25 protein-coding genes are annotated in these 20430 nt (G+C 59.2%); 1 reads left to right on the top strand and 24 read right to left on the bottom strand.

Annotated features, from left to right (window positions below):
* Positions 1 to 27: 27 nt before the first annotated feature.
* From rpmD to rpsJ, 20 genes are read right to left on the bottom strand one after another with little or no spacing between them, the layout of a single operon-like run.
* Positions 28 to 213: a 50S ribosomal protein L30 gene (gene rpmD, locus LE416_RS00125; RefSeq protein ID WP_225046478.1), complete on the bottom strand. Its 186-nt coding sequence runs from the start codon at positions 211 to 213 to the stop codon at positions 28 to 30.
* A gap of 11 nt (positions 214 to 224) precedes the next feature.
* Positions 225 to 728, bottom strand: a complete 504-nt coding sequence (gene rpsE, locus LE416_RS00120; RefSeq protein ID WP_225046477.1) for a 30S ribosomal protein S5 — start codon at positions 726 to 728, stop codon at positions 225 to 227.
* 21 nt (positions 729 to 749) lie between these two features.
* Entirely contained in the window at positions 750 to 1109 is a 360-nt protein-coding gene (gene rplR / locus LE416_RS00115) for a 50S ribosomal protein L18 (RefSeq protein WP_225046476.1), read from the bottom strand.
* A 30-nt stretch (positions 1110 to 1139) separates the two neighbouring features.
* Positions 1140 to 1670 (bottom strand): 50S ribosomal protein L6, encoded by a 531-nt coding sequence (gene rplF / locus LE416_RS00110; RefSeq protein ID WP_225046475.1) that lies wholly within the window; start codon positions 1668 to 1670, stop codon positions 1140 to 1142.
* A 30-nt stretch (positions 1671 to 1700) separates the two neighbouring features.
* Positions 1701 to 2099, bottom strand: coding sequence for a 30S ribosomal protein S8 (rpsH, locus tag LE416_RS00105; RefSeq protein ID WP_225046474.1), 399 nt, complete (start codon positions 2097 to 2099; stop codon positions 1701 to 1703).
* A 29-nt stretch (positions 2100 to 2128) separates the two neighbouring features.
* Entirely contained in the window at positions 2129 to 2314 is a 186-nt protein-coding gene (locus LE416_RS00100) for a type Z 30S ribosomal protein S14 (protein WP_054717680.1), read from the bottom strand.
* 12 nt (positions 2315 to 2326) lie between these two features.
* Complete coding sequence (gene rplE / locus LE416_RS00095) at positions 2327 to 2869, bottom strand: 50S ribosomal protein L5 (protein ID WP_225046473.1); 543 nt, start codon at positions 2867 to 2869, stop codon at positions 2327 to 2329.
* Positions 2870 to 2892: 23 nt separating this feature from the next.
* Positions 2893 to 3204: a 50S ribosomal protein L24 gene (rplX, locus tag LE416_RS00090; RefSeq protein ID WP_225046472.1), complete on the bottom strand. Its 312-nt coding sequence runs from the start codon at positions 3202 to 3204 to the stop codon at positions 2893 to 2895.
* A gap of 24 nt (positions 3205 to 3228) precedes the next feature.
* Positions 3229 to 3597 carry a 50S ribosomal protein L14 gene (gene rplN / locus LE416_RS00085; RefSeq protein WP_225046471.1) on the bottom strand — a complete coding sequence of 123 codons (369 nt, stop codon included), beginning with the start codon at positions 3595 to 3597 and terminating at the stop codon, positions 3229 to 3231.
* Between the two features lie 30 nt (positions 3598 to 3627).
* Positions 3628 to 3891, bottom strand: coding sequence for a 30S ribosomal protein S17 (gene rpsQ / locus LE416_RS00080; RefSeq protein ID WP_225046470.1), 264 nt, complete (start codon positions 3889 to 3891; stop codon positions 3628 to 3630).
* A 20-nt stretch (positions 3892 to 3911) separates the two neighbouring features.
* Positions 3912 to 4106 (bottom strand): 50S ribosomal protein L29, encoded by a 195-nt coding sequence (gene rpmC, locus LE416_RS00075; RefSeq protein ID WP_225046469.1) that lies wholly within the window; start codon positions 4104 to 4106, stop codon positions 3912 to 3914.
* Positions 4096 to 4530: a 50S ribosomal protein L16 gene (rplP, locus tag LE416_RS00070; RefSeq protein WP_225046468.1), complete on the bottom strand. Its 435-nt coding sequence runs from the start codon at positions 4528 to 4530 to the stop codon at positions 4096 to 4098. The genes rpmC and rplP overlap by 11 nt, the downstream gene beginning before the upstream one ends.
* Positions 4531 to 4533: 3 nt before the next feature.
* Positions 4534 to 5196: a 30S ribosomal protein S3 gene (gene rpsC / locus LE416_RS00065; protein ID WP_225046467.1), complete on the bottom strand. Its 663-nt coding sequence runs from the start codon at positions 5194 to 5196 to the stop codon at positions 4534 to 4536.
* Positions 5197 to 5209: 13 nt separating this feature from the next.
* On the bottom strand, positions 5210 to 5563 hold the full coding sequence (gene rplV / locus LE416_RS00060; RefSeq protein ID WP_225046466.1) for a 50S ribosomal protein L22: 354 nt from the start codon (positions 5561 to 5563) through the stop codon (positions 5210 to 5212).
* Positions 5564 to 5577: 14 nt separating this feature from the next.
* Entirely contained in the window at positions 5578 to 5859 is a 282-nt protein-coding gene (rpsS, locus tag LE416_RS00055; protein WP_225046465.1) for a 30S ribosomal protein S19, read from the bottom strand.
* Between the two features lie 39 nt (positions 5860 to 5898).
* On the bottom strand, positions 5899 to 6738 hold the full coding sequence (rplB, locus tag LE416_RS00050) for a 50S ribosomal protein L2 (protein WP_225046464.1): 840 nt from the start codon (positions 6736 to 6738) through the stop codon (positions 5899 to 5901).
* A 30-nt stretch (positions 6739 to 6768) separates the two neighbouring features.
* Entirely contained in the window at positions 6769 to 7053 is a 285-nt protein-coding gene (gene rplW / locus LE416_RS00045) for a 50S ribosomal protein L23 (RefSeq protein ID WP_225046463.1), read from the bottom strand.
* Positions 7053 to 7676 carry a 50S ribosomal protein L4 gene (rplD, locus tag LE416_RS00040; RefSeq protein WP_225046462.1) on the bottom strand — a complete coding sequence of 208 codons (624 nt, stop codon included), beginning with the start codon at positions 7674 to 7676 and terminating at the stop codon, positions 7053 to 7055. The genes rplW and rplD overlap by 1 nt, the downstream gene beginning before the upstream one ends.
* Before the next feature lie 22 nt (positions 7677 to 7698).
* Entirely contained in the window at positions 7699 to 8334 is a 636-nt protein-coding gene (gene rplC, locus LE416_RS00035; RefSeq protein ID WP_225046461.1) for a 50S ribosomal protein L3, read from the bottom strand.
* Between the two features lie 23 nt (positions 8335 to 8357).
* Positions 8358 to 8666, bottom strand: a complete 309-nt coding sequence (rpsJ, locus tag LE416_RS00030) for a 30S ribosomal protein S10 (RefSeq protein WP_225046460.1) — start codon at positions 8664 to 8666, stop codon at positions 8358 to 8360.
* Between the two features lie 352 nt (positions 8667 to 9018).
* Between rpsJ and LE416_RS00025 the strand changes: the two genes are divergently transcribed.
* Positions 9019 to 9564, top strand: a complete 546-nt coding sequence (locus tag LE416_RS00025) for a cysteine hydrolase family protein (RefSeq protein WP_225046459.1) — start codon at positions 9019 to 9021, stop codon at positions 9562 to 9564.
* 192 nt (positions 9565 to 9756) lie between these two features.
* Here the strand turns inward: LE416_RS00025 and rpoC are convergent, their stop codons facing one another.
* The 4 genes from rpoC to LE416_RS00005 all read right to left on the bottom strand — a co-directional run bounded on the left by rpoC (position 9757) and on the right by LE416_RS00005 (position 20233).
* The gene (rpoC, locus tag LE416_RS00020) at positions 9757 to 13434 is read right to left on the bottom strand and encodes a DNA-directed RNA polymerase subunit beta' (protein WP_225046458.1); all 3678 of its coding nucleotides are present in this window, start codon (positions 13432 to 13434) and stop codon (positions 9757 to 9759) included.
* A 12-nt stretch (positions 13435 to 13446) separates the two neighbouring features.
* The gene (gene rpoB / locus LE416_RS00015; protein WP_225046457.1) at positions 13447 to 17028 is read right to left on the bottom strand and encodes a DNA-directed RNA polymerase subunit beta; all 3582 of its coding nucleotides are present in this window, start codon (positions 17026 to 17028) and stop codon (positions 13447 to 13449) included.
* 213 nt (positions 17029 to 17241) lie between these two features.
* Entirely contained in the window at positions 17242 to 19722 is a 2481-nt protein-coding gene (locus tag LE416_RS00010) for an ATP-dependent Clp protease ATP-binding subunit (protein WP_225046456.1), read from the bottom strand.
* A 43-nt stretch (positions 19723 to 19765) separates the two neighbouring features.
* Positions 19766 to 20233 carry a CtsR family transcriptional regulator gene (locus LE416_RS00005; protein ID WP_225046455.1) on the bottom strand — a complete coding sequence of 156 codons (468 nt, stop codon included), beginning with the start codon at positions 20231 to 20233 and terminating at the stop codon, positions 19766 to 19768.
* Positions 20234 to 20430: the final 197 nt, after the last annotated feature.

Below are 20430 nucleotides of genomic sequence, written 5' to 3'. Positions count from 1 at the left end.
TCTAGGACACCTCCGTTTCGTGTAGTTTTAGTCCTTGATCTCTTCAACGGAAACCAAGTGGGAAATCTGGAAAATCGCACCACGGGTGGCTGCGTTGTCGGGTTTGATAACCGAGCTGTTAACCCGACCAAGACCGAGTTCCTTCACAATCGTACGTTGCTTAGGCAACCGGTGAGCAGCACTCTTGGTCAGCGTAATTTTTACTTGAGCCATTATGTGCCCTCCTAGTCTTGTAAGTGAGAAACGGACACGCCGCGAAGATCGGCGGTTTCCTCAATCGTCTTGAGCTGCTTGAGCCCAGCGACGGTCGCGCGGATCATGTTGATCGGCGTGTTACGGCCGAGGGACTTGCTGGTAACGTCTGCGATACCGGCGAGTTCCATGACGGCACGAACCGCGCCCCCAGCAGCGACCCCGGACCCTTCAACGGCAGGCTTCAGCAGTACTTCGCCGGCGCCGAAATGGCCGATGACTTCGTGAGGAATCGTGGTGCCGACGACCGGCACTTCGATCAGGTTCTTCTTGGCGTCTTCGACGGCCTTACGGATCGCTTCAGGCACTTCCTGCGCCTTACCGGTACCGAAGCCGACGTGACCGTGCTTATCGCCAACGACCGCGATGACTGCGAAACGCAGACGGCGACCACCTTTGACAACTTTGGTGACGCGGTTGATCGCGATGACGCGGTCTTCCAAGTCGAGTTGGTTTGGATCGATGTATGATGCCATGTGTTGGTTATCCTCCTTTGATTAGAATTCGAGGCCGTTTTCACGCGCAGCTTCAGCTAAAGCCTGCACGCGACCATGATAGAGGTAACCACCACGGTCAAAGACCACGTCTTTGTGACCGGCGGCTACGGCGCGCTTGGCGATCAGTTCACCAACGGCGGTTGCCTGGGCGGTCTTGTTGTCAGTTGCGGCAATTTCTTTATCAAGAGTGGAGGCACTTGCTAGCGTCACACCCGCTACGTCATCAATTAATTGCGCGTAGATGTTCTTGTTAGAACGGAAAACGTTCAAGCGTGGGCGCTCGCTCGTACCAGAAATCTTACCCCGGACACGCGCGTGACGCCGCTGCCGAGTTTTGTTTTTATCTGGCTTAGAAATCACAATGTTCACCTCTTGTTAGTGTGTTAACGACTACTTACCGGTCTTACCTTCCTTACGACGAACAACTTCATCGACGTAACGGATACCCTTACCCTTGTAAGGTTCTGGGGAACGAACGGCACGAATCTCGGCTGCAAACTGACCGACAACCTGCTTGGAAATCCCAGCCACGTTGATCTCGGTGTTGCTTGGAACCTCGAAGGTTACGCCGGCCGGTGCTTCCATCTCAACGGGGTGGGAGTAACCGACGGCCAGGACGAGCTTTTCGCCCTGCTTCTGGGCACGGTAGCCGACCCCGACGAGCTTAAGCTTCTTGACGAAGCCATCGGTCACGCCGACGATCATGTTGTTCAGGTTCGCACGCATCGTGCCGTGCATGGCCTTCCAGGAATCATCTGGGCGGGTGAATGTGATCTCCGCGCCTTCCTGGTGCATTTCGATTTCAGGCGCAAAGTGGCGAGTCAATTCGCCCTTAGGACCCTTAACGGTGATGTTCTCGCCGTCTGCGGTGATGGTGACACCCGCTGGGACGGTGATGGATTTATTACCAATACGACTCACTTGTAGGCACCTCCTTTTAAGTGTTTTAGATTACCAGATGTACGCGAGCACTTCGCCGCCGACGTTCTTCGCGCGGGCTTCTTTGTCGGTGATAACGCCTTCTGGAGTGGAAAGGATCGCGATGCCCAGGCCGTTCAATACCTTCGGCACTTCGTTCGCCTTCACGTATGAACGCAGACCCGGCTTGGAGATCCGCTTCAAACCGGAGATGACGCGTTCGTTGTTCTTCCCGTACTTCAGGAAGAGACGGATCACGCCTTGCTTGTCGTCTTCGATGACTTCGTAATCACGAATGAAGCCTTCAGACTTAAGGATCTCGGAAATGTTGATTTTCATCTTAGATGCAGGTACGACCAGGGATTCGTGACGAACCATGTTGGCGTTGCGAATCCGGGTCAAGTAATCTGCGATTGGATCGGTCAAGACCATTGATTTAACCTCCTTTGACTTGTACTGGTTTACCAGCTAGCTTTGCGCATACCTGGGATTTGACCGGCATGTGCTAATTCACGAAGGCAAATCCGGCAGAGTTTGAATTTACGGTAGACGGAATGCGGACGGCCACAGCGTTGGCAGCGTGTGTATTCTTGCACTGCGAACTTTGCAGGCCGATTGTTCTTCACGATCATTGACTTCTTAGCCAAGTGTGTCCCTCCTTATTTGGCGAATGGCATCCCAAGCTTGGAAAGCAGCTCGAGTGCTTCTTCATCGGTGTTAGCCGTCGTAACGATGACAACGTCCAGGCCCCGAACGCGGTTTACCTTGTCGTAATCCACTTCAGGGAAGATCAGTTGTTCCTTGACCCCAAGCGTGTAGTTGCCGCGCCCGTCGAAGGACTTCGCGGAGATACCGTGGAAGTCACGAACTCGAGGCAGGGAAACGTTGATCAGCTTGTCAAGGAAATCGTACATGCGTTCACCGCGCAGGGTCACCTTGGCGCCGATGGCCATGCCTTCACGCAGGCGGAAGTTCGCGATGGACTTCTTGGCCTTGGTGATCAAAGGCTGCTGGCCGGAGATGAGCTTCAGCTCGGCAACGGCTTCGTCAAGGTTCTTGGCGTTTTGGGTCGCGTCGCCGACACCCATGTTCAGGACGATCTTTTCGACCTTCGGGGTCTGCATCGTGCTCTTGTAGCTGAATTTCTCAACCAGAGCGGGCGCGATCTCAGTGTTGTAGCGTTCTTGTAAACGGTTGGTCATGCGAGTTTAGTCCTCCTTTCTGATTACTTTTCGATTGCGGAACCAGACTTCTTGGCGATCCGCACTTTTTTACCGTCTTTGATCTCGGTGCCGATGCGCGTAGGCTTGTCGGTTTCCGGGTCGAGCAGCATCACGTTGGACACGTGAATCGCTGCTTCCTTGTCGACAATGCCGCCCTGAGGGTTGGCATTGCTTGGCTTTTGGTGCTTCTTGATCATGTTGACGCCTTCGACGATCACCTTGTCTGTGTTGAGCAGAACCTTGGTCACCGTCCCGGTCTTGCCGGCGTCTTTACCGCGCATGACCCGCACTTTGTCACCAGTTTTGATTTTCATGTTTCGCACCTCCTATAGGTCAGATTACAGAACTTCGGGCGCTAAGGAAACGATCTTCATGAAATCGCCGTCACGCAGCTCACGTGCGACTGGTCCAAAGATACGAGTCCCCTTTGGGCTCTTGTCGGCGTTGATGATGACAGCCGCGTTCTCGTCGAACTTGATGTAGGAGCCGTCGACACGACGCGCACCGGACTTGGTGCGGACGATGACAGCCTTCACGACATCAGCCTTCTTGACAACGCCACCTGGTGTAGCTTGTTTTACGGTTGCGACAACGATGTCACCGATGTTACCGGTCTTGCGGTAGGAACCGCCAAGCACTTTGATGACCAGTAATTCGCGGGCACCGGAGTTGTCCGCCACTTTAAGACGACTTTCTTGTTGAATCACGGGTTGGTCCTCCTTTCGTCTCGATCTCGATTAGATACGAACTGCCTTTTCGACAACGTTCAATAAACGGAAACGCTTGTTGCGAGACATCGGACGAGTTTCCATGATGCGGACCAAGTCGCCGGTCTTAGCGGTGTTTTCCTCATCGTGGGCGTAGTACTTCTTCGAGTACTTGACCCGCTTGCCGTATACCGGGTGAGTCTTAGTCGTCTTCACTTCGACGGTAATGGTCTTGTCCATTTTGTCTGATACGACGCGGCCTTGATAAACTTTACGAGAATTACGTTCTTCCAAGGTGATTGTCTCCTTTCCGATTATTTGTTGAGTTCTTGCTGCCGAAGGACCGTCTTGATCCGTGCGATGTTGTGGCGCACTTGCTTCAAGCGAGCAGTGTTTTCAAGCTGACCAGTTGCTTGTTGGAAGCGCAGGTTGAAAAGTTCTTCTTTGTACTGCTTTTCCTTTTCGAGCATCTCAGCAGCGCTTAATGCCGTAATTTCCTTAGCCTTCATTAGATTGCTCACCTACTTCCTCGCGTTTCACGATCTTGGTGCGAACCGGCAGCTTGGTGGAGGCGAGACGCAAAGCTTCCTTTGCGACTTCTTCAGGCACCCCTGCGACTTCGAACATGATCTTTTCGCGCTTAACAACTGCGACCCAGCCGGACGGTGCACCCTTACCATTACCCATGCGGACCCCAACACCCTTAGAGGTGTAGGACTTTTGAGGGAAAATGCGGATCCAAACCTTACCGCCACGCTTCATGTAACGGGTCATTGCAACACGGGCAGCTTCGATCTGACGGTTGGAGATCCAGTGGGATTCCAAAGCTTCAAGACCGAATTCGCCAAAGCTGACTTCCTTGCCACCCTTAGCGGCACCACGCATCTTACCGCGGAATTCGCGGCGGTGCTTAACACGCTTAGGTACTAACATCGGTTATTTCCCTCCTTTCGCTTGAGGACGGTTAGGCCGATCTGGGAGAACTTCGCCCCGGTAAATCCAGGTCTTGATCCCGATCTGACCGTAAGTCGTCGTCGCTTCTTCCCATGCGTAGTCGATGTCGGCACGCAGGGTGTGCAGAGGCACGGTACCTTCGGAGTAGTGCTCACGACGGGCAATGTCGGCACCGTTCAGACGACCGGCAGCCTGGGTCTTAACACCCTTGGCACCGGCACGCATGGTGCGCTGCATTGCTTGCTTCATGGCACGACGGAAGGCCACGCGCTGTTCAAGCTGAGCGGCGATGCTTTCGCCGACGAGCTTGGCGTCCAGATCAGGCTTTTTGATCTCGACGATGTTGATGTGAACCTTGCGGCCGGTCAGGTCGTTGAGCTGCTTGCGCAGACTTTCAACCTGGGCGCCGCCCTTGCCGATCACCATGCCAGGCTTGGCAGTGTGAATGGAAATGTTCACGCGGTTAGCCGCGCGCTCGATTTCGATGGTCGAAACGGAGGCTTCCGCAAGCTTGCCGTTGATGAATGAACGGATCTTGATGTCTTCGTGAAGGTACTTAGCAAAGTCTTTGTCTGCGTACCACTTGGATTCCCAGTCACGAATGACGCCAACACGGAAACCGTTTGGATTAATTTTCTGACCCACGCGTTATCCCTCCTTATGCTTCTTTTTCCGCAACAACCACGGTGATGTGGCTGGTGCGCTTGTTGATCGGTGATGCAGAACCCTTGGCGCGCGGACGGAACCGCTTCAAGGTTGGGCCTTCGTTAACGTAGGCTTCCTTGACGTAAAGGTTTTGCGCATCTAAGTCAAAGTTGTGTTCGGCGTTCGCAATGGCGGACTTGAGAACCTTCTCGACGAGCGGGGAACCCGCGCGTGGCGTGAAGTCCAAGATTGCCAGTGCTTCGGCAACGTCGCGATCACGGATCAAGTCGATTACCAGACGCGCCTTGCGAGCAGCGATCCGAACCGTCTTGGCCGTTGCGGTTGCAGACGTAATTTGTTCAGCCATGAATATGCTCCTTTCTAGCGCCCTTTGGTCTTCTTGTCGTCCTTAGCATGACCACGGAAGGTGCGGGTTGGGACGAATTCGCCCAGCTTGTGACCAACCATGTCTTCGGAAACATAAACTGGGACGTGCTTGCGACCATCGTAAACGGCGATGGTGTAACCGATGAAACTTGGGAAAATGGTAGAGCGACGAGACCAGGTCTTGATGACCGTCTTCTTGTCGCTGTCCGCCTGCGCTTCGATCTTCTTCATCAGATGAGCATCGGCGAAAGGTCCTTTTTTAAGACTGCGACCCATTGTGTGACCTCCTTTATTGGATGTGATTCAGTAAATGAATTACTTCGTCTTACGGTGACGAACGATGAACTTCTCGGACTTGGCCTTGTGATCACGGGTCTTCTTGCCGAGGGTCTTCTTACCCCATGGAGAAAGTGGAGATGGACGGCCGATAGGTGCCTTACCTTCACCACCACCATGCGGGTGATCGTTAGGGTTCATGACAGAACCACGAACGGTCGGACGGAAGCCGAGCCAGCGCTTGCGGCCGGCCTTACCGATGCTGATCAGTTCGTGCTGTTCGTTGCCGACAGCGCCGATGGTCGCGCGGTTAACCGCGAGGACCATGCGCACTTCACCGGAGGCCAGGCGAACCGTGACGTACTTGCCGTCGTCGTTCTTACCCAGCAGCTGAGCGGAGGCGCCGGCGGAACGGGCCAGTTGGCCGCCCTTGCCAGGCTTGAGCTCGATGTTGTGAATCGTCGTCCCATCCGGGATGTTCTTCAGTGGCATCGCGTTGCCGACCTTGATGTCGACTTCTTCACCGGAGACGATCTTGTCGCCGACGTTCAGGCCCTTAGGTGCCAGAATGTAGGTCTTGACCCCGTCTTCGTAGTGAAGCAGTGCGATGTTCGCGGTCCGGTTTGGATCGTATTCGATCGCCTTAACCGTTGCGACGACACCGTCTTTTTGACGCTTGAAGTCGATCGTACGGTAGAATTGCTTGTGGCCGCCGCCACGGTGACGAACCGTGATGTGACCGTATGAGTTGCGGCCAGCCGTGTGGCTCTGGCTTTCAAGCAGCGTCTTTTCAGGACGCGTCTTGGTGATTTCAGCGAAATCAGAGCCAGACATGTTGCGCCGACCATTGCTGGTAGGTTTGTACTTAATAATCCCCACGCTTGTTCCCTCCTATGCTTATTATTTGAACTAGTCTTCGAAGATCTTGATTTCTTTGGAATCGGCGGTCAAGGTCACAATGGCCTTGCGGCGCTTGCGGGTGTAGCCCACGTAGTTGCCTTGGCGCTTCTTCTTGCCCTTGACGTTGGCAATGTTGACGCTGGCCACCTTGACGTCGAAGATTTCTTCAACGGCGCGGCGAACGGCGGTCTTCTCGGCGTGCTGGGCAACTTCGAAGGTGTACTTCTTGTCGTCCATGGCAGCCATGGATTGCTCGGTCACGATTGGGCGTAAAACGATGTCGCGTGCTTCCATTATGCGAGCACCTCCTCAATCTTTGAGAGTGCGGATTGGGTCACGATCAGCTTGCCGGAGTTGACAACGTCCAGGACGTTGACCCCGTCGGCGGCGATAACCTTGACGTTCGGCAGGTTGCGCGCAGCCAGGGCTGCGTTGTCGTTGCCGGCCTCAAGAACCACCAGGGCCTTTTCGTTCACGTTCAGCGCGGACAGCGCTGCTGCAAAGTCCTTGGTCTTCGGTGCGTCGAAGCTCAAAGCGTCAACGACGACGAGCTCAGCATCGGTAACCTTCTGAGACAGAACGGACTTGATCGCCAGGCGGTAAGCCTTCTTGTTGATGCGGTAAGCGTAGGAACGCGGGTGTGGGCCAAAGACGATCCCACCGCCACGCCACTGTGGGCTGCGGATCGAGCCCTGACGCGCACGGCCAGTCCCCTTTTGGCGCCATGGCTTGCGGCCACCGCCGGAAACTTCGTGGCGGTTCTTAACTTTAGAAGTGCCTTGACGAAGGGAAGCGCGTTGCATCACAACTGCGTCAAACACGACGTTTTCGTTTGGTTCGATCGCCCAGATTGCATCGTTCAGTTCAACGGTGCCGTTCTCGGAGCCATCTTGCTTGTATAAAGTAACGTTTGCCATTAGTTAATGTCCTCCCTTCGTATTACTTGGTCGCTGACTTAACAGCGGAACGGATCGTCACGAACGACTTGTTGGCGCCTGGGACGTTACCCTTGATCAGGATGACGTTGTGCTCCAGGTCGGTCGAGATGACGGTCAGGTTTTGCATGGTGCGGGTGTGGTTACCCATCCGGCCAGGCAGCTTCTTGCCCTTGAACACCTTGTTGATGATGGCGCCAAGAGAACCTGGACGACGGTGGTAGCGAGAGCCGTGGGCCATAGGACCGCGGGATTGGCCATCCTTCTTGATGTTACCTTGGTAACCGTGGCCCTTGGAAGTACCGGTGACATCCACGATGTCGCCAGCGGCAAATTCGTCAGCCTTGACTTCTTTGCCCACTTCGTATTCGCTAAGCGCTACATCACGGATTTCCTTAATGAAGCGCTTAGGGGTCGTATCCGCCTTCTTGGCGTGACCGACGCTTGGCTTGTTGCTAAGAATTTCACGCTTGTCGCCGTAGCCCAGCTGAACTGCTTCGTAACCGTCGGATTCAACGGTCTTGACCTGCAGGACGATGTTTGGGGTAACGTCGATCACGGTAACGGGAACGAGTTCGCCGTTAGCGGTGAAAACTTGCGTCATGCCAATTTTCTTACCTAAGATTCCTTTACGTGTCATGGGTACACCTCCAATACTATGAATTATAATTTGATTTCGATGTCAACGCCGCTTGGCAGATCGAGCTTCATCAGCGCGTCAACGGTCTTGGGCGTCGGGTTGATGATGTCGATCAGGCGCTTGTGGGTGCGCATTTCGAACTGTTCCCGAGAGTCCTTGTACTTATGCGGGGAACGCAGCACCGTGTAAAGCGTGCGCTCCGTCGGCAGAGGGATCGGACCAGAGATAGTAGCACCTGTGCGCTTGGCTGTCTCGACGATCTTATCTGCGGATTGATCAAGGATGCGGTGTTCGTAAGCCTTCAACCGGATCCGAATCTTTTGTTTTGCCATTGTGTGACCTCCTTCGTCTATTATCAGTTAGTAGACTAGCTCCGTGAAAATTTCCGCCACGCCGCCGTGGCAAAGCGGCCGGGCGTGTCGCAACCTCTCACATCCACGCTACCGTGACTCAACACGAGCCAGAAGTGCATAGTAACCCATAGATTACACAGCACTCTTGATAGTATACAGACTTGCGCCTCAAAACGCAAGGAAAATTCGCCCGTCAGGCAACTTTTTTCACGCGCAAAATGCCGCCGCGCCGGGCTTTGGCCCCGCCTCACTTGCGCACGCTTTCACGTGTTTCATCTGTCTTGACATCCCGCCCGATTCTGCTACAGTTGGGCCATGGAGGTGTTACACCATGCCCAAAGCCCTGTTGATCATCGATTACACCAATGACTTCGTCGCCCCGACCGGCGCCCTGACCGCCGGTGCCCCCGCGCAGGCGATCGCGCCGCGCATCGTCGAGCTGGCTTCGCAGTTCGTAACGGCTCACGACTTCGTCTACCTGCCGACCGACGTGCACACGCCCCACGACCCCTACCACCCAGAAAGCAAGCTGTTCCCGCCGCACAACGTCCGCGGCAGCTGGGGCCGTGAGCTCTTTGGCCCGCTTGCCCCGTGGTACGCCGAACACCAGGGCGCCAACGTCGTGCTGTTTGACAAGACCCGCTACTCCAGCTTCGCCGGCACCCCGCTTGACCTGTGGCTGCGCGAGCGCGACGTCACCGAGGTGCACCTGGTCGGCGTCTGCACCGACATCTGTGTGCTGCACACCGCCGTGGACGCCTACAACCTGAACTACCCGCTGACCATCCACCAAGACGCCGTGGCGACCTTCAAGCCCGGCGGCCAAGAGTGGGCGCTGGACCACTTCAAGACCTGCCTGAACGCGACCATCGCGTGAGGCGCTGCAGGGTCAACCGACCCAGACCACATCCGGCACGCGCCCGTCAGCATCGCGTCAGAACAAAGCAAAGCGAGCCACCGATCACAAAACGTGATCGGTGGCTCGCTTTTGTGTGACCGACCGGCCGCGTCGGGCCCCGCGCAACGCAAAGAGGCATCACCCCAGTCGGGGTGATGCCTCTAGTGCTGCCTAGTCTTGAGTCGACGAGTCGGTGTCGGCGGCGGCCTTGGCCGCCTCCTTTTCCTTCATCTGCTTTTCGATGTCGGCGATGGAGTAGACGCTGTCGGAAACGGTGCCGACGGCCTTGGGCTCCATGTGACGGTAGGTCGCCATCCCGGTACCAGCCGGGATAATCTTCCCGATGATGACGTTCTCCTTCAGGCCGACCAGCGGATCGTTCTTGCCGCGGATCGAGGCATCCGTGAGGACACGGGTGGTTTCCTGGAAGGACGCCGCGGACAGGAAGGAGTTGGTCTCAAGGGAGGCCTTCGTGATCCCGAGCAGAACCGGGCGGCCGGTGGCCGGAATGCCACCCTGCACCAGGGTCTGCTTGTTGCGCTCGGTGAATTCGGCGATGTCCAGAAGCGTCCCCGGCAAAATGTCGGTGTCGCCCGGATCCATCACGCGGATCTTGCGCAGCATCTGCCGCACCATGACCTCGACGTGCTTGTCCCCGATTTCAACCCCCTGCATGCGGTAGACCTTCTGCACTTCGTTGATCAGGTAGTTTTCCGTCGAGATGACGTTTTGCACCTTGATCAGCTGCTTCGGGTCGATCGAGCCGCCGGTCAGACGGCCGCCGCGGTCGATGTGGTCGCCCTCGGCAACCGCAACGGAGGAGGCGTAAGGCACACTGTAGGTGCGCGTGTCGGTCTCACCCTTGACCGTGATCTCACGGGTGTGCTCGGCCGGGTTCTCGTCGATGGCGGTGATTTCACCGTCAACCTCGGAGATCACCGCAAGCCCCTTCGGGTTGCGGGCTTCGAAAATTTCCTGAACACGTGGCAGCCCCTGCGTGATATCTTCGCCGCCGGCAACACCGCCGGTATGGAAGTTACGCATGGTCAGCTGGGTCCCTGGTTCGCCGATGGACTGGGCGGCAACGGTGCCGACCGCCTCGCCGACTTCGACCTGGGTGCCGGTGGCCATGTTGCGGCCGTAGCACTTCTGGCAGACGCCGTGCTTGGTGTCGCAGGTGAAGACGGAGCGGATGGTGACGGCCTCAACGCCGGCATCCACCACGGCCTGAGCCGCGTCCTCGTCCATCAGGGTGTCCTTAGGCACGATGACGTCACCGGTCTTCGGATCGTAGACGGTCTTTTGGGTGTAGCGCCCGACCAGACGATCGTACAGCGGCTCGATCATTTCGTTGCCTTCGCGGATGGCCGTGACCAAAAGGCCGCGGTCGGTGCCGCAATCCTCCTCGCGGACAATGACGTCCTGCGCAACGTCGACCAGACGACGGGTCAGGTAACCCGAGTCGGCGGTCTTCAGCGCGGTATCGGTCATCCCCTTGCGGGCGCCGTGGGTGGACATGAACATTTCCATGACGGACAGGCCTTCACGGAAGTTCGACAGAACTGGCACTTCCATCATCCCACCGTTCGGCGCCGCCATCAGGCCACGCATCCCGGCAAGCTGGGTGAAGTTCGAGATGTTACCACGGGCACCGGAGTCACTCATCATGGAGATTGGGTTCGTCGGGTCGAAGGCGTCGATCAGCTTCTGCTGGATGTCGTCTTTGGCGTCGTTCCAGATGGTGATGACGCGGTCGTGGCGCTCCTGGTCGGTGATCAGCCCGCGACGGAACTGCTTGGAAACCGTGGCGACCTTCTTGTGGGCCGCCTCAACGATCTCGCCCTTTTCCGGCAGGTTCGGCACGTCGGCAACCCCGACGGTCAGGCCGGAGTGCGTCGCCTGGGTGTAGCCCAGGGTCTTCATGTCGTCCAGCAGGTCGGACGTCCGCTGCACCTTGTAGGTCTTGAAGACCTCCGCGATGATGTCGGACAGGAAGCCCTTCTTGAACGGCAGGATCAAAGGCGCGTCCTGCAGGTAGGCGAACAGGTCCTCGCCCGGCTGCAGGAAGTACTTGGCGGGCACACCGTTGACAATGTTGTCTTGGGTCGGCTCGTTGAGGTATGGGAAGTCCTCCGGCATGATCTCGTTGAAGATCACCTTGCCGACGGAGGTCACCATCAGCTTGTTGCGCTGGGCGTCTTCGAACGGCTTCTCCGGCATGGAGTTGACGGCAATCGCGATGCGGCTGTGCAGGTGCACGTAGCCGTTTTGCAGCGCCATCAGGACCTCGCTTGCGTCCTTGAAAATCATGCCTTCGCCTTCGCGGCTCTTCTGCTCCATCGTCAGGTAGTAGTTCCCCAGCACGATGTCTTGAGAAGGCGTTACGATCGGCTTGCCGTCCTTAGGGGCCAGGATGTGGTGCGCGGCGAGCATCAAAAGGCGCGCTTCGGCCTGGGCCTCGTCGGACAGCGGCACGTGGATCGCCATCTGGTCCCCGTCGAAGTCGGCGTTGTAGGCTTCACACACCAGCGGGTGCAGGCGCATCGCCTTGCCGTCGACCAGCACCGGCTCAAAGGCCTGGATGCCCAGACGGTGCAGGGTAGGCGCGCGGTTCAGCAGAACCGGACGCTCCTTGATCACGTCTTCGAGCACATCCCAGATGTCCTCGTCCTCGCGGTCGATCTTGCGCTTGGCGTTCTTGATGTTGGACGCCATCTCGCGGGCGACCAGCTCGCGCATCACGAACGGCTTGAAGAGCTCAAGCGCCATGGAGCGCGGCAGACCACACTGGTAGAACTTCAGCGTCGGGCCGACGTCGATGACGGAACGGCCGGAGTAGTCGACACGCTTGCCCAACAGGTTCTGGCGGAACCGGCCCTGCTTACCCTTGAGCATGTGGCTCAAAGACTTCAGCGGGCGGTTACCCGGACCGGTGACCGGACGGCCACGGCGCCCGTTGTCGATCAGGGCGTCGACGGCCTCTTGGAGCATGCGCTTTTCGTTTTGCACGATGATGTTCGGCGCGTTCAGGTCGAGCAGCCGCTTGAGACGGTTGTTGCGGTTGATCACGCGGCGGTACAGGTCGTTCAAGTCGGAGGTGGCAAAGCGCCCACCCTCGAGCTGAACCATCGGGCGCAGGTCCGGCGGGATGACCGGGATGGTGTCCATCACCATCCAGGCCGGGTCGTTGCCGGATTCCAGGAAGGCATCGAGGATGTCCAGACGGCGAATCGCGCGGGTGCGCTTTTGGCCCTGGGCGGACTTCAGGTCTTCCTTCAGCTCGGCGACTTCCTTGGGGAGGTCGACGGCCTGCAGCAGCTCCTTGATCGCCTCGGCACCCATCTTCGCGTTGAAGACGTTGCCGTACTCGTCGCGCTTGTCGCGGTACTCGCGCTCGGTCAACAGCTGCTTTTTCTCAAGCGCCGTGTCGCCGGGATCGATCACCACGTAGGAGGCGAAGTAGATCACTTCCTCAAGGGCGCGCGGGGACATGTCGAGGACCAGACCCATGCGGCTCGGGATCCCCTTGAAGTACCAGATGTGAGACACCGGTGCGGCAAGCTCGATGTGGCCCATGCGCTCGCGGCGCACCTTGCTGCGGGTCACTTCGACGCCGCAGCGGTCGCAGACGATGCCCTTGTACCGGATGCGCTTGTACTTCCCGCAGGCACACTCCCAGTCCTTGGTCGGCCCAAAGATGCGCTCGTCGAACAGCCCATCGCGTTCAGGCTTCAGCGTCCGGTAGTTGATCGTCTCGGGCTTCTTGACTTCCCCGTACGACCAGCTGCGGATCTTGTCCGGCGAGGCCAAGCCGATCTGCATGCTTTCGAATTTATTGACATCAATCAAAGGGCTAACCTCCTAGTGTTCGTCGTGTTGCTCGGAAGCGGCTGTGGCAGCCTCCTGGGCCTTTTTCTCTTCCTGCTGGGCGGCGAACTTGGCCAGGGCATCGACGGATACCACATCGTCGTCCTCGTCGTCCATGTCGCGCAGTTCGATCTCGTTCTTGGCGGCGTCCAGGACCTTCATGTCGAGGCCGAGGGCTTGCAGCTCCTTGACCAGCACGCGGAAGGACTCCGGCACGCCAGGCTTAGGAATCGGCTCGCCCTTGACGATCGCCTCGTAGGTCTTCACACGGCCCACGACGTCATCGGACTTGTAGGTCAGGATTTCCTGCAGGGTGTAGGCGGCACCGTAGGCTTCCAGGGCCCAAACTTCCATTTCCCCGAAGCGCTGGCCACCGAACTGGGCTTTACCACCCAGCGGCTGCTGCGTAACCAGAGAGTAAGGCCCGATGGAGCGGGCGTGCAGCTTGTCGTCGACCATGTGGGCGAGCTTCATGTAGTACATGACGCCGACGCTCACGCGGTTTTCGAACGGCTCGCCGGTGCGGCCGTCGTACAGGACGGACTTCCCGTCGGACGCCATGCCGGCCTCCTTGACGGTGGCCCACAGGTCGTCATCGTTGGCCCCGTCGAAGACCGGCGTTGCCACGTGGATGCCCAGCTTCTTGGCGGCCATCCCGAGGTGAAGGTCGAGCACCTGCCCGATGTTCATACGGGACGGCACACCCATTGGCGACAGCAGAATGTCGACCGGGGTGCCATCAGGCAGGAACGGCATGTCCTCTTCCGGCACAACGACGGAGACGGTCCCCTTGTTGCCGTGACGGCCGGCCATCTTGTCGCCGACCTGGATCTTGCGCTTCTGGGTGATGTAGACGCGCACCATCATGTTCACGCCAGGTGCCAGCTCGTCGCCGGCCTCGCGGGTGAAAATACGCACGTCCTGGATGATGCCGCCGCCGCCGTGAGGCACACGCAGCGAGGTGTCGCGGACTTCGCGGGCCTTTTCGCCGAAAATGGCGTGCAGCAGGCGTTCCTCGGCGGACAGCTCGGTGACGCCCTTAGGGGTGACCTTGCCGACCAGGATGTCGCCGTCGCGGACCTCGGCGCCGATGCGGATGATGCCGAACTCGTCGAGGTCCTTCAGGGCGTCGTCGCCGACGTTCGGGATCTCGCGGGTGATCTCCTCAGGGCCGAGCTTGGTGTCGCGGGCCTCTGATTCGTACTCCTCGATGTGAATCGAGGTGTAGGCGTCTTCCTTGACCAGCTTCTCGGACAGCACGATCGCGTCTTCGTAGTTGTACATGTTCCAGGTCATGAAGGCGATGATTGGGTTTTGGCCCAGGGCCAGCTCGCCGTTCTCCATCGCCGGGCCGTCGGCGATGATCTCGTCGGCGTCGACCTTGTCGCCCAGGCGGACGATCGGACGCTGGTTGTAGTTCTTGCCGGCGTTAGACCGGCGGAACTTCATCAGCTTGTACTTGTCGAGCGCGCCATCGTCGCGGCGAACGCGAATCTCCTTGGCGTCGACGTACTCAACGGTCCCCGGGTGCTCGGCCAAAACGGCGATCCCGGAGTCGTGGGCGGCCTTGTACTCCATGCCGGTGCCGACAAGCGGCGCGTGCGGGTTGACCAAAGGCACCGCCTGGCGCTGCATGTTGGCCCCCATCAGGGCACGGTTGGAGTCGTCGTTTTCGAGGAACGGGATGCAGGCGGTCGCGACCGCGACTACCTGCTTTGGCGACACGTCCATGTAGTCGATGTGGTCGGCCGTGGTCTCGATGTTTTCATCCTTCTTACGAGCCAGGATGGTCTCCTCGGCGAAGGCCCCGTCGTCGGTCAACGGCGCGTTGGCCTGGGCCACGACGTAGTTATCTTCCTCGTCGGCGGTCAGGTAGTCGATCTTGTCGGTGACCTTGTGATCGGTCCAAGACACACGGCGGTACGGGGTCTCGATGAAGCCGTACGGGTTGACCACCGCGTAGGACGCGAGGCTGTTGATCAGCCCGATGTTCGGGCCTTCAGGCGTTTCGATCGGGCACATGCGGCCGTAGTGGGTGTAGTGCACGTCTCGCACTTCGTAGCCCGCGCGGTCACGCGTCAGCCCACCAGGCCCAAGGGCGGACAGGCGACGCTTGTGCGTCAGCTCGCCCAGCGGGTTGGTCTGGTCCATGAACTGGGACAGCTGGGAGGAACCGAAGAATTCCTTAATGGAGGCAACAACCGGCCGAATATTGATCAGCTGCTGCGGCGTGATGGTCGCGGTGTCCTGGATCGACATGCGCTCGCGCACGACACGCTCCATGCGGGACAGCCCGATGCGGAACTGGTTTTGAAGCAGCTCGCCGACCGAGCGAATGCGACGGTTGCCCAAGTGGTCGATGTCGTCCGTCGCGCCCAGGCCCTCCTGGAAGTTCAGGAAGTAGTTCATGGAGGCGATGATGTCGGCCGGGGTCAGGTACTTGACCTTCTTGTCGATGTGGCCGTTGCCGATCAGGTTGATTTCCTTCTCCGGGTTGACCTGGGAGTAAACCTTGATCACCTGGATGGTCATCGGGTCGGTGACGACGCCCTGGTCGGAAGGCTGGATCGTCACGGTCTTGAAGTCCGGCTGGTCGAGGTAGCCGCCCAGCGTGTCCATCACGTGGCGGTCGATCTTGTCGCCCTTGGCGGCGATGACCTCACCGGTTTCGGGGTCGGCCAGGGTCTCGGCCAAAGTCTGGCCGAGCAGGCGGGTCTTCAGGCTGAGCTTCTTGTTGACCTTGTAGCGGCCGACGTTGGCCAGGTCGTAGCGCTTTGGATCGAAGAAGCGCGCGTACAGCAGGGACCGGGAGGAGTCCGCGGTCTTCGGCTCGCCTGGGCGTAGGCGCTCATAGATGTCCTTCAGGGCCTCGTCGGTGCGGGAGTCGTCCGTGTTTTTGTGCACGTCCTTTTCAAGCGTCAGCATCAGCGAGTCGTTGTCGCCGAAGATGTTGATGATGTCCTGGTCGGCGCCAAAGCCCAGCGCGCGCACGAGCTCCGTCAAAGGAATCTTGCGGGTGCGGTCGATGCGCACGTAGGCCAGATCCTTGGCGTCGGTTTCGTATTCAAGCCACGCGCCGCGGTTCGGGATCACGGTGGTGCCGAACGTCACGCGGGAGTTCTTGTCGGTCTCGCTGCTGTAGTACACGCCAGGGGAGCGGACCAGCTGGGAGACGATGACACGCTCCGCGCCGTTGATGATGAAGGTCCCCTGCTTGGTCATCAGCGGGAAGTCGCCGAAAAAGACGTCCTGGGACTTGATCTCGCCGGTTTCGTGGTTGGTCAGACGCAGCGTCACGTGCAGCGGCGCGGAGTAGTTCGCGTCGTGCTGGCGCGCCTCTTCGACCGTGTACTTCGGCTCAAGCAGCTGGTAATCGACGAATTCGAGCGACAGGTTGCCCTGGAAGTCCTCGATCGGCATGATGTCGTCGAACATTTCCTTCAGGCCTTCATCTAAAAACCACTGGTATGAGTTGGTCTGGATCTCGATCAGGTTGGGCAGATCGAGTACTTCTTTGATCCGGGAATAGGAACGGCGGGTGCGGTGCTTGCCGTAATTCACTAAGTGTCCTACCAAGTTTGTTCACCCCTCATAGAATTTACCGTCAAATATTACAGTTAGGTTACATCTGCTGGTTGGGCGGCGTTTTGAGCAAAAAAAAACGAAAAGTAAGCGCGTTCGCCGTTACTTTTGCGTTTTTATTTGCGCTACGCCGGACAATAGATCGACGCAGCCACATCCTAACCGAAATGCAATTGCACTAATGGTACCAGATTCGGTGTTTGTTTGTCAAGCCTTGACCGGCTCCGGGGCGGCCGGGGCCGGGTGCACGGCGAAGGTCAGCTTGCCCTTCTTGGCGCCAATGGTGATGGTGTCGCCCGCCTTGGCCTGACCGGTTAACAGCAGCTCGGACAGCTCGTCTTCGACGTCGCGCTGCAGCGCCCGGCGGATCGGCCGCGCCCCGTACTCGGGGTCAAAGCCCGCCTTGGCGACCGCATCGATGCCGGCCGGCGTGATCTTGACGTTGATGTCCTGATCGGACAGGCGGTGCAGCACGTTTTTGGCCATGATCTTGACGATCTCGCGCAGCTGCTTGGCGTCGAGGCTGTGGAAGACCACGGTCTCGTCGATGCGGTTGAGGAACTCCGGCCGAAACGCCCGGCGCAGCTCCGCCAGCATCCGCGACTTCATCGCCTTGAAGTCCCCGGCCCCGTTGACCGCGCCGAAGCCGACGCTCTTGTCGTCGCGCAGCGCGGTCGCGCCGATGTTGGAGGTCATGATCAAAATGGTGTTGCGGAAGTCGACCCGCCGGCCCTTGGAGTCGGTCAAAAAGCCGTCGTCGAGGACCTGGAGCAGGATGTTGAACACATCCGGGTGCGCCTTTTCCACCTCGTCGAGCAGCACCACCGAGTAAGGCTTGTTGCGCACCTTCTCGGTCAGCTGCCCGCCCTCGTCGTAGCCGACGTAGCCCGGGGCCGCGCCGATCAGCCGGCTGGTGGAGTACTTCTCCATGTACTCGGACATGTCAACGCGGATCATCGCGTCCTCTGAGCCGAACATCGCCTCCGCCAGGGCCTTGGCCAGCTCGGTCTTGCCGACGCCGGTGGGGCCGAGGAACATGAAGGAGCCGATCGGGCGGGTCGGGTCCTTCAGCCCGCTTCTGGCCCGGCGAATCGCGCGGGCGACGGCGGACACCGCCTCATCCTGCCCGACGACGCGCTCGTGCAGGACCTTCTCCAGGTTGACCAGGCGCTCGCTTTCCTTCTTTTGCATCTGGGTGACCGGCACGCCGGTCCACTGCGACACGACCTCGGCCACGTCCTCGGGCGTCACCTTGACGTCCTTGCGAATGCCGTCGCCCTGGTCTTCCGCCTCGACCTTGGTGCGGAGCTTTTGCTCCTTTTCGCGGATGGAGGCCGCCAGCTCGAAGTCCTGGTGCATGATCGCCTCGTTCTTGGCGTCGACCGTCTCGCGCAGCTTCTCTTGAAGCTTGTCGGCCTTGGTCGGCTTGTCCGCCTCGTCCAGGCGCACCTTGGCCGCGCTTTCGTCGATCAGGTCGATCGCCTTGTCGGGCAGGAAGCGGCTGGCGATGTAGCGCGTCGACAGCACGACGGCCTCGTGCAGCGCCGCGTCGGTGATGGTCACGCCGTGGTGCGCCTCGTAGCGCGGCCGCAGCCCGGCCAGGATCTGCTCGGCCTCGGCCGGGCTTGGCTCGTCGACTTGGATCGTGGCGAAGCGCCGCTCGAGGGCCGCGTCCTTTTCGATGTACTTCTGGTACTCGTCCAGGGTGGTCGCGCCGATCAGCTGCAGCTCGCCGCGGGCCAGGGCCGGCTTCAAAATGTTGGAGGCGTCGATGGCGCCCTCCGCGCCGCCCGCGCCGATCAGCGTGTGCAGCTCGTCGATGAACAGGATCACCTGGCCGTCTTGGTAGATCTCGTCGATCACCTTCTTCAGCCGGTCCTCGAACTCACCGCGGTACTTGGTGCCGGCGACCAAAGAGCCCATGTCGAGCATCATCAGCCGCTTGTTGCGCATGTCGGCCGGGACCTGGCCCGCGACGATTTTCTCCGCGAAGCCCTCGGCGATCGCCGTCTTGCCGACGCCGGGCTCGCCGATCAACACCGGGTTGTTCTTGGTGCGCCGCGCGAGGATCTGGACCAGACGGCGGACCTCCTTGTCGCGCCCGACCACCGGATCCATCTTGTTCTCGCGCGCCAGCTGCGTCAGGTCGCGCGCCAGGCCGTCGAGCGTCGGGGTGCCGGCGCTGGCCGCGCGGGCAGGCCGGGCGCCCGGGCCGCCCTTGTGCTTGGCCGGCGCGTCGGTGATGCCCATCTTCTTGAGTACCAGCTGGCGGGTCTTGGCGAGGCTCAGGTCAAGGTTTTGCAGGATGCGCGCGGCGAGGATGTCGTCCTCGCGCAACAGCCCCAGCAGGATGTGCTCGGTGCCGATCTTCAGCGCGCCGAGCCGCTTGGCCTCGTCGCCGGCGAAGCTCAGAATCTCCTTGCCCTTGGGTGAGTACGGCAGGTAGGCGTCCTTGGCGGTGCGGCCCGCGTCGGTGGTGCCGTAGCCGGTGAAGCGCTCGATTTCATCGTGCACGTCCCCCTCGGTCACGGACAGCTGCCGCAGGGTCTTGCCGGCGATGCCCTCGGGCTCCATCACCAGGGCGATCAGAAGGTGCTCGGTGCCCACGGCGTGGTGGTGGAAGGCTTTGGCCTGGTCCTGAGCGATTTGTAAGACGTTCTTCGCACTTGGGGTAAATAAGTTGTCCATCTGCTAGCTCCTTTGATCACTGGGATCGATTGGCGAAATTGTTCTATCTGTCATACCGCAAACTGTCGAGGAATGCAAGCATCACCCGCGCCCGCAGCCGTGCCGTGGCGCCGGCATCGGCCTGCGCCAAGGTGTGGTCGCTTTGCACGTTCAGCATCGCGGTGCCGGTCTGGCGGCTGATCACCCCGGCCTCGTACAGCTGCTGGAGCATGCCCTGGCCCTCGGCCGCGGTGAGCCGTTCGGGCATCGCGTCGGCCATCAGGCACACCAGCGACTGGTCCGACAGCTTGCTGACCTTGTGGATGCGGATGTAGCCGCCCCCGCCGCGCTTGCTCTTGACCACGTAGCCGCGCTCCGGCGTGAACCGCGTCTTGATGACGTAGTTGATCTGCGACGGGACGCAGTTGAACTGGTCGGCCACCTCTGCGCGCGAGATCTCGACCTGGCGCTGGGCGGCCAGCATCGCCTTGAGGTACTGCTCGATCACGTCCGACATGTTTTGACCCTGCATGCGTTCACCTCCCCAGATGCAGTCTGACTAATCTTGACTTTTATTATAGCCAACCCCCGCGCAAAAAGCGAACGCAAAAAAAGGGGTCTACACTTTCTGGTGTTGGAGAATTCCAACGCCGAGAGTGTAGACCTTTTTTCAATAACAGCGCAAAATAAAAGGGCACCATCTAGCACCCGTTCTTCGCTCCAAGCGAC

Source organism: Lacticaseibacillus kribbianus (assembly GCF_020180945.1).
Lineage (GTDB): Bacteria > Bacillota > Bacilli > Lactobacillales > Lactobacillaceae > Lacticaseibacillus > Lacticaseibacillus kribbianus.
This window is presented reverse-complemented; position numbering and strand designations above follow the sequence as displayed.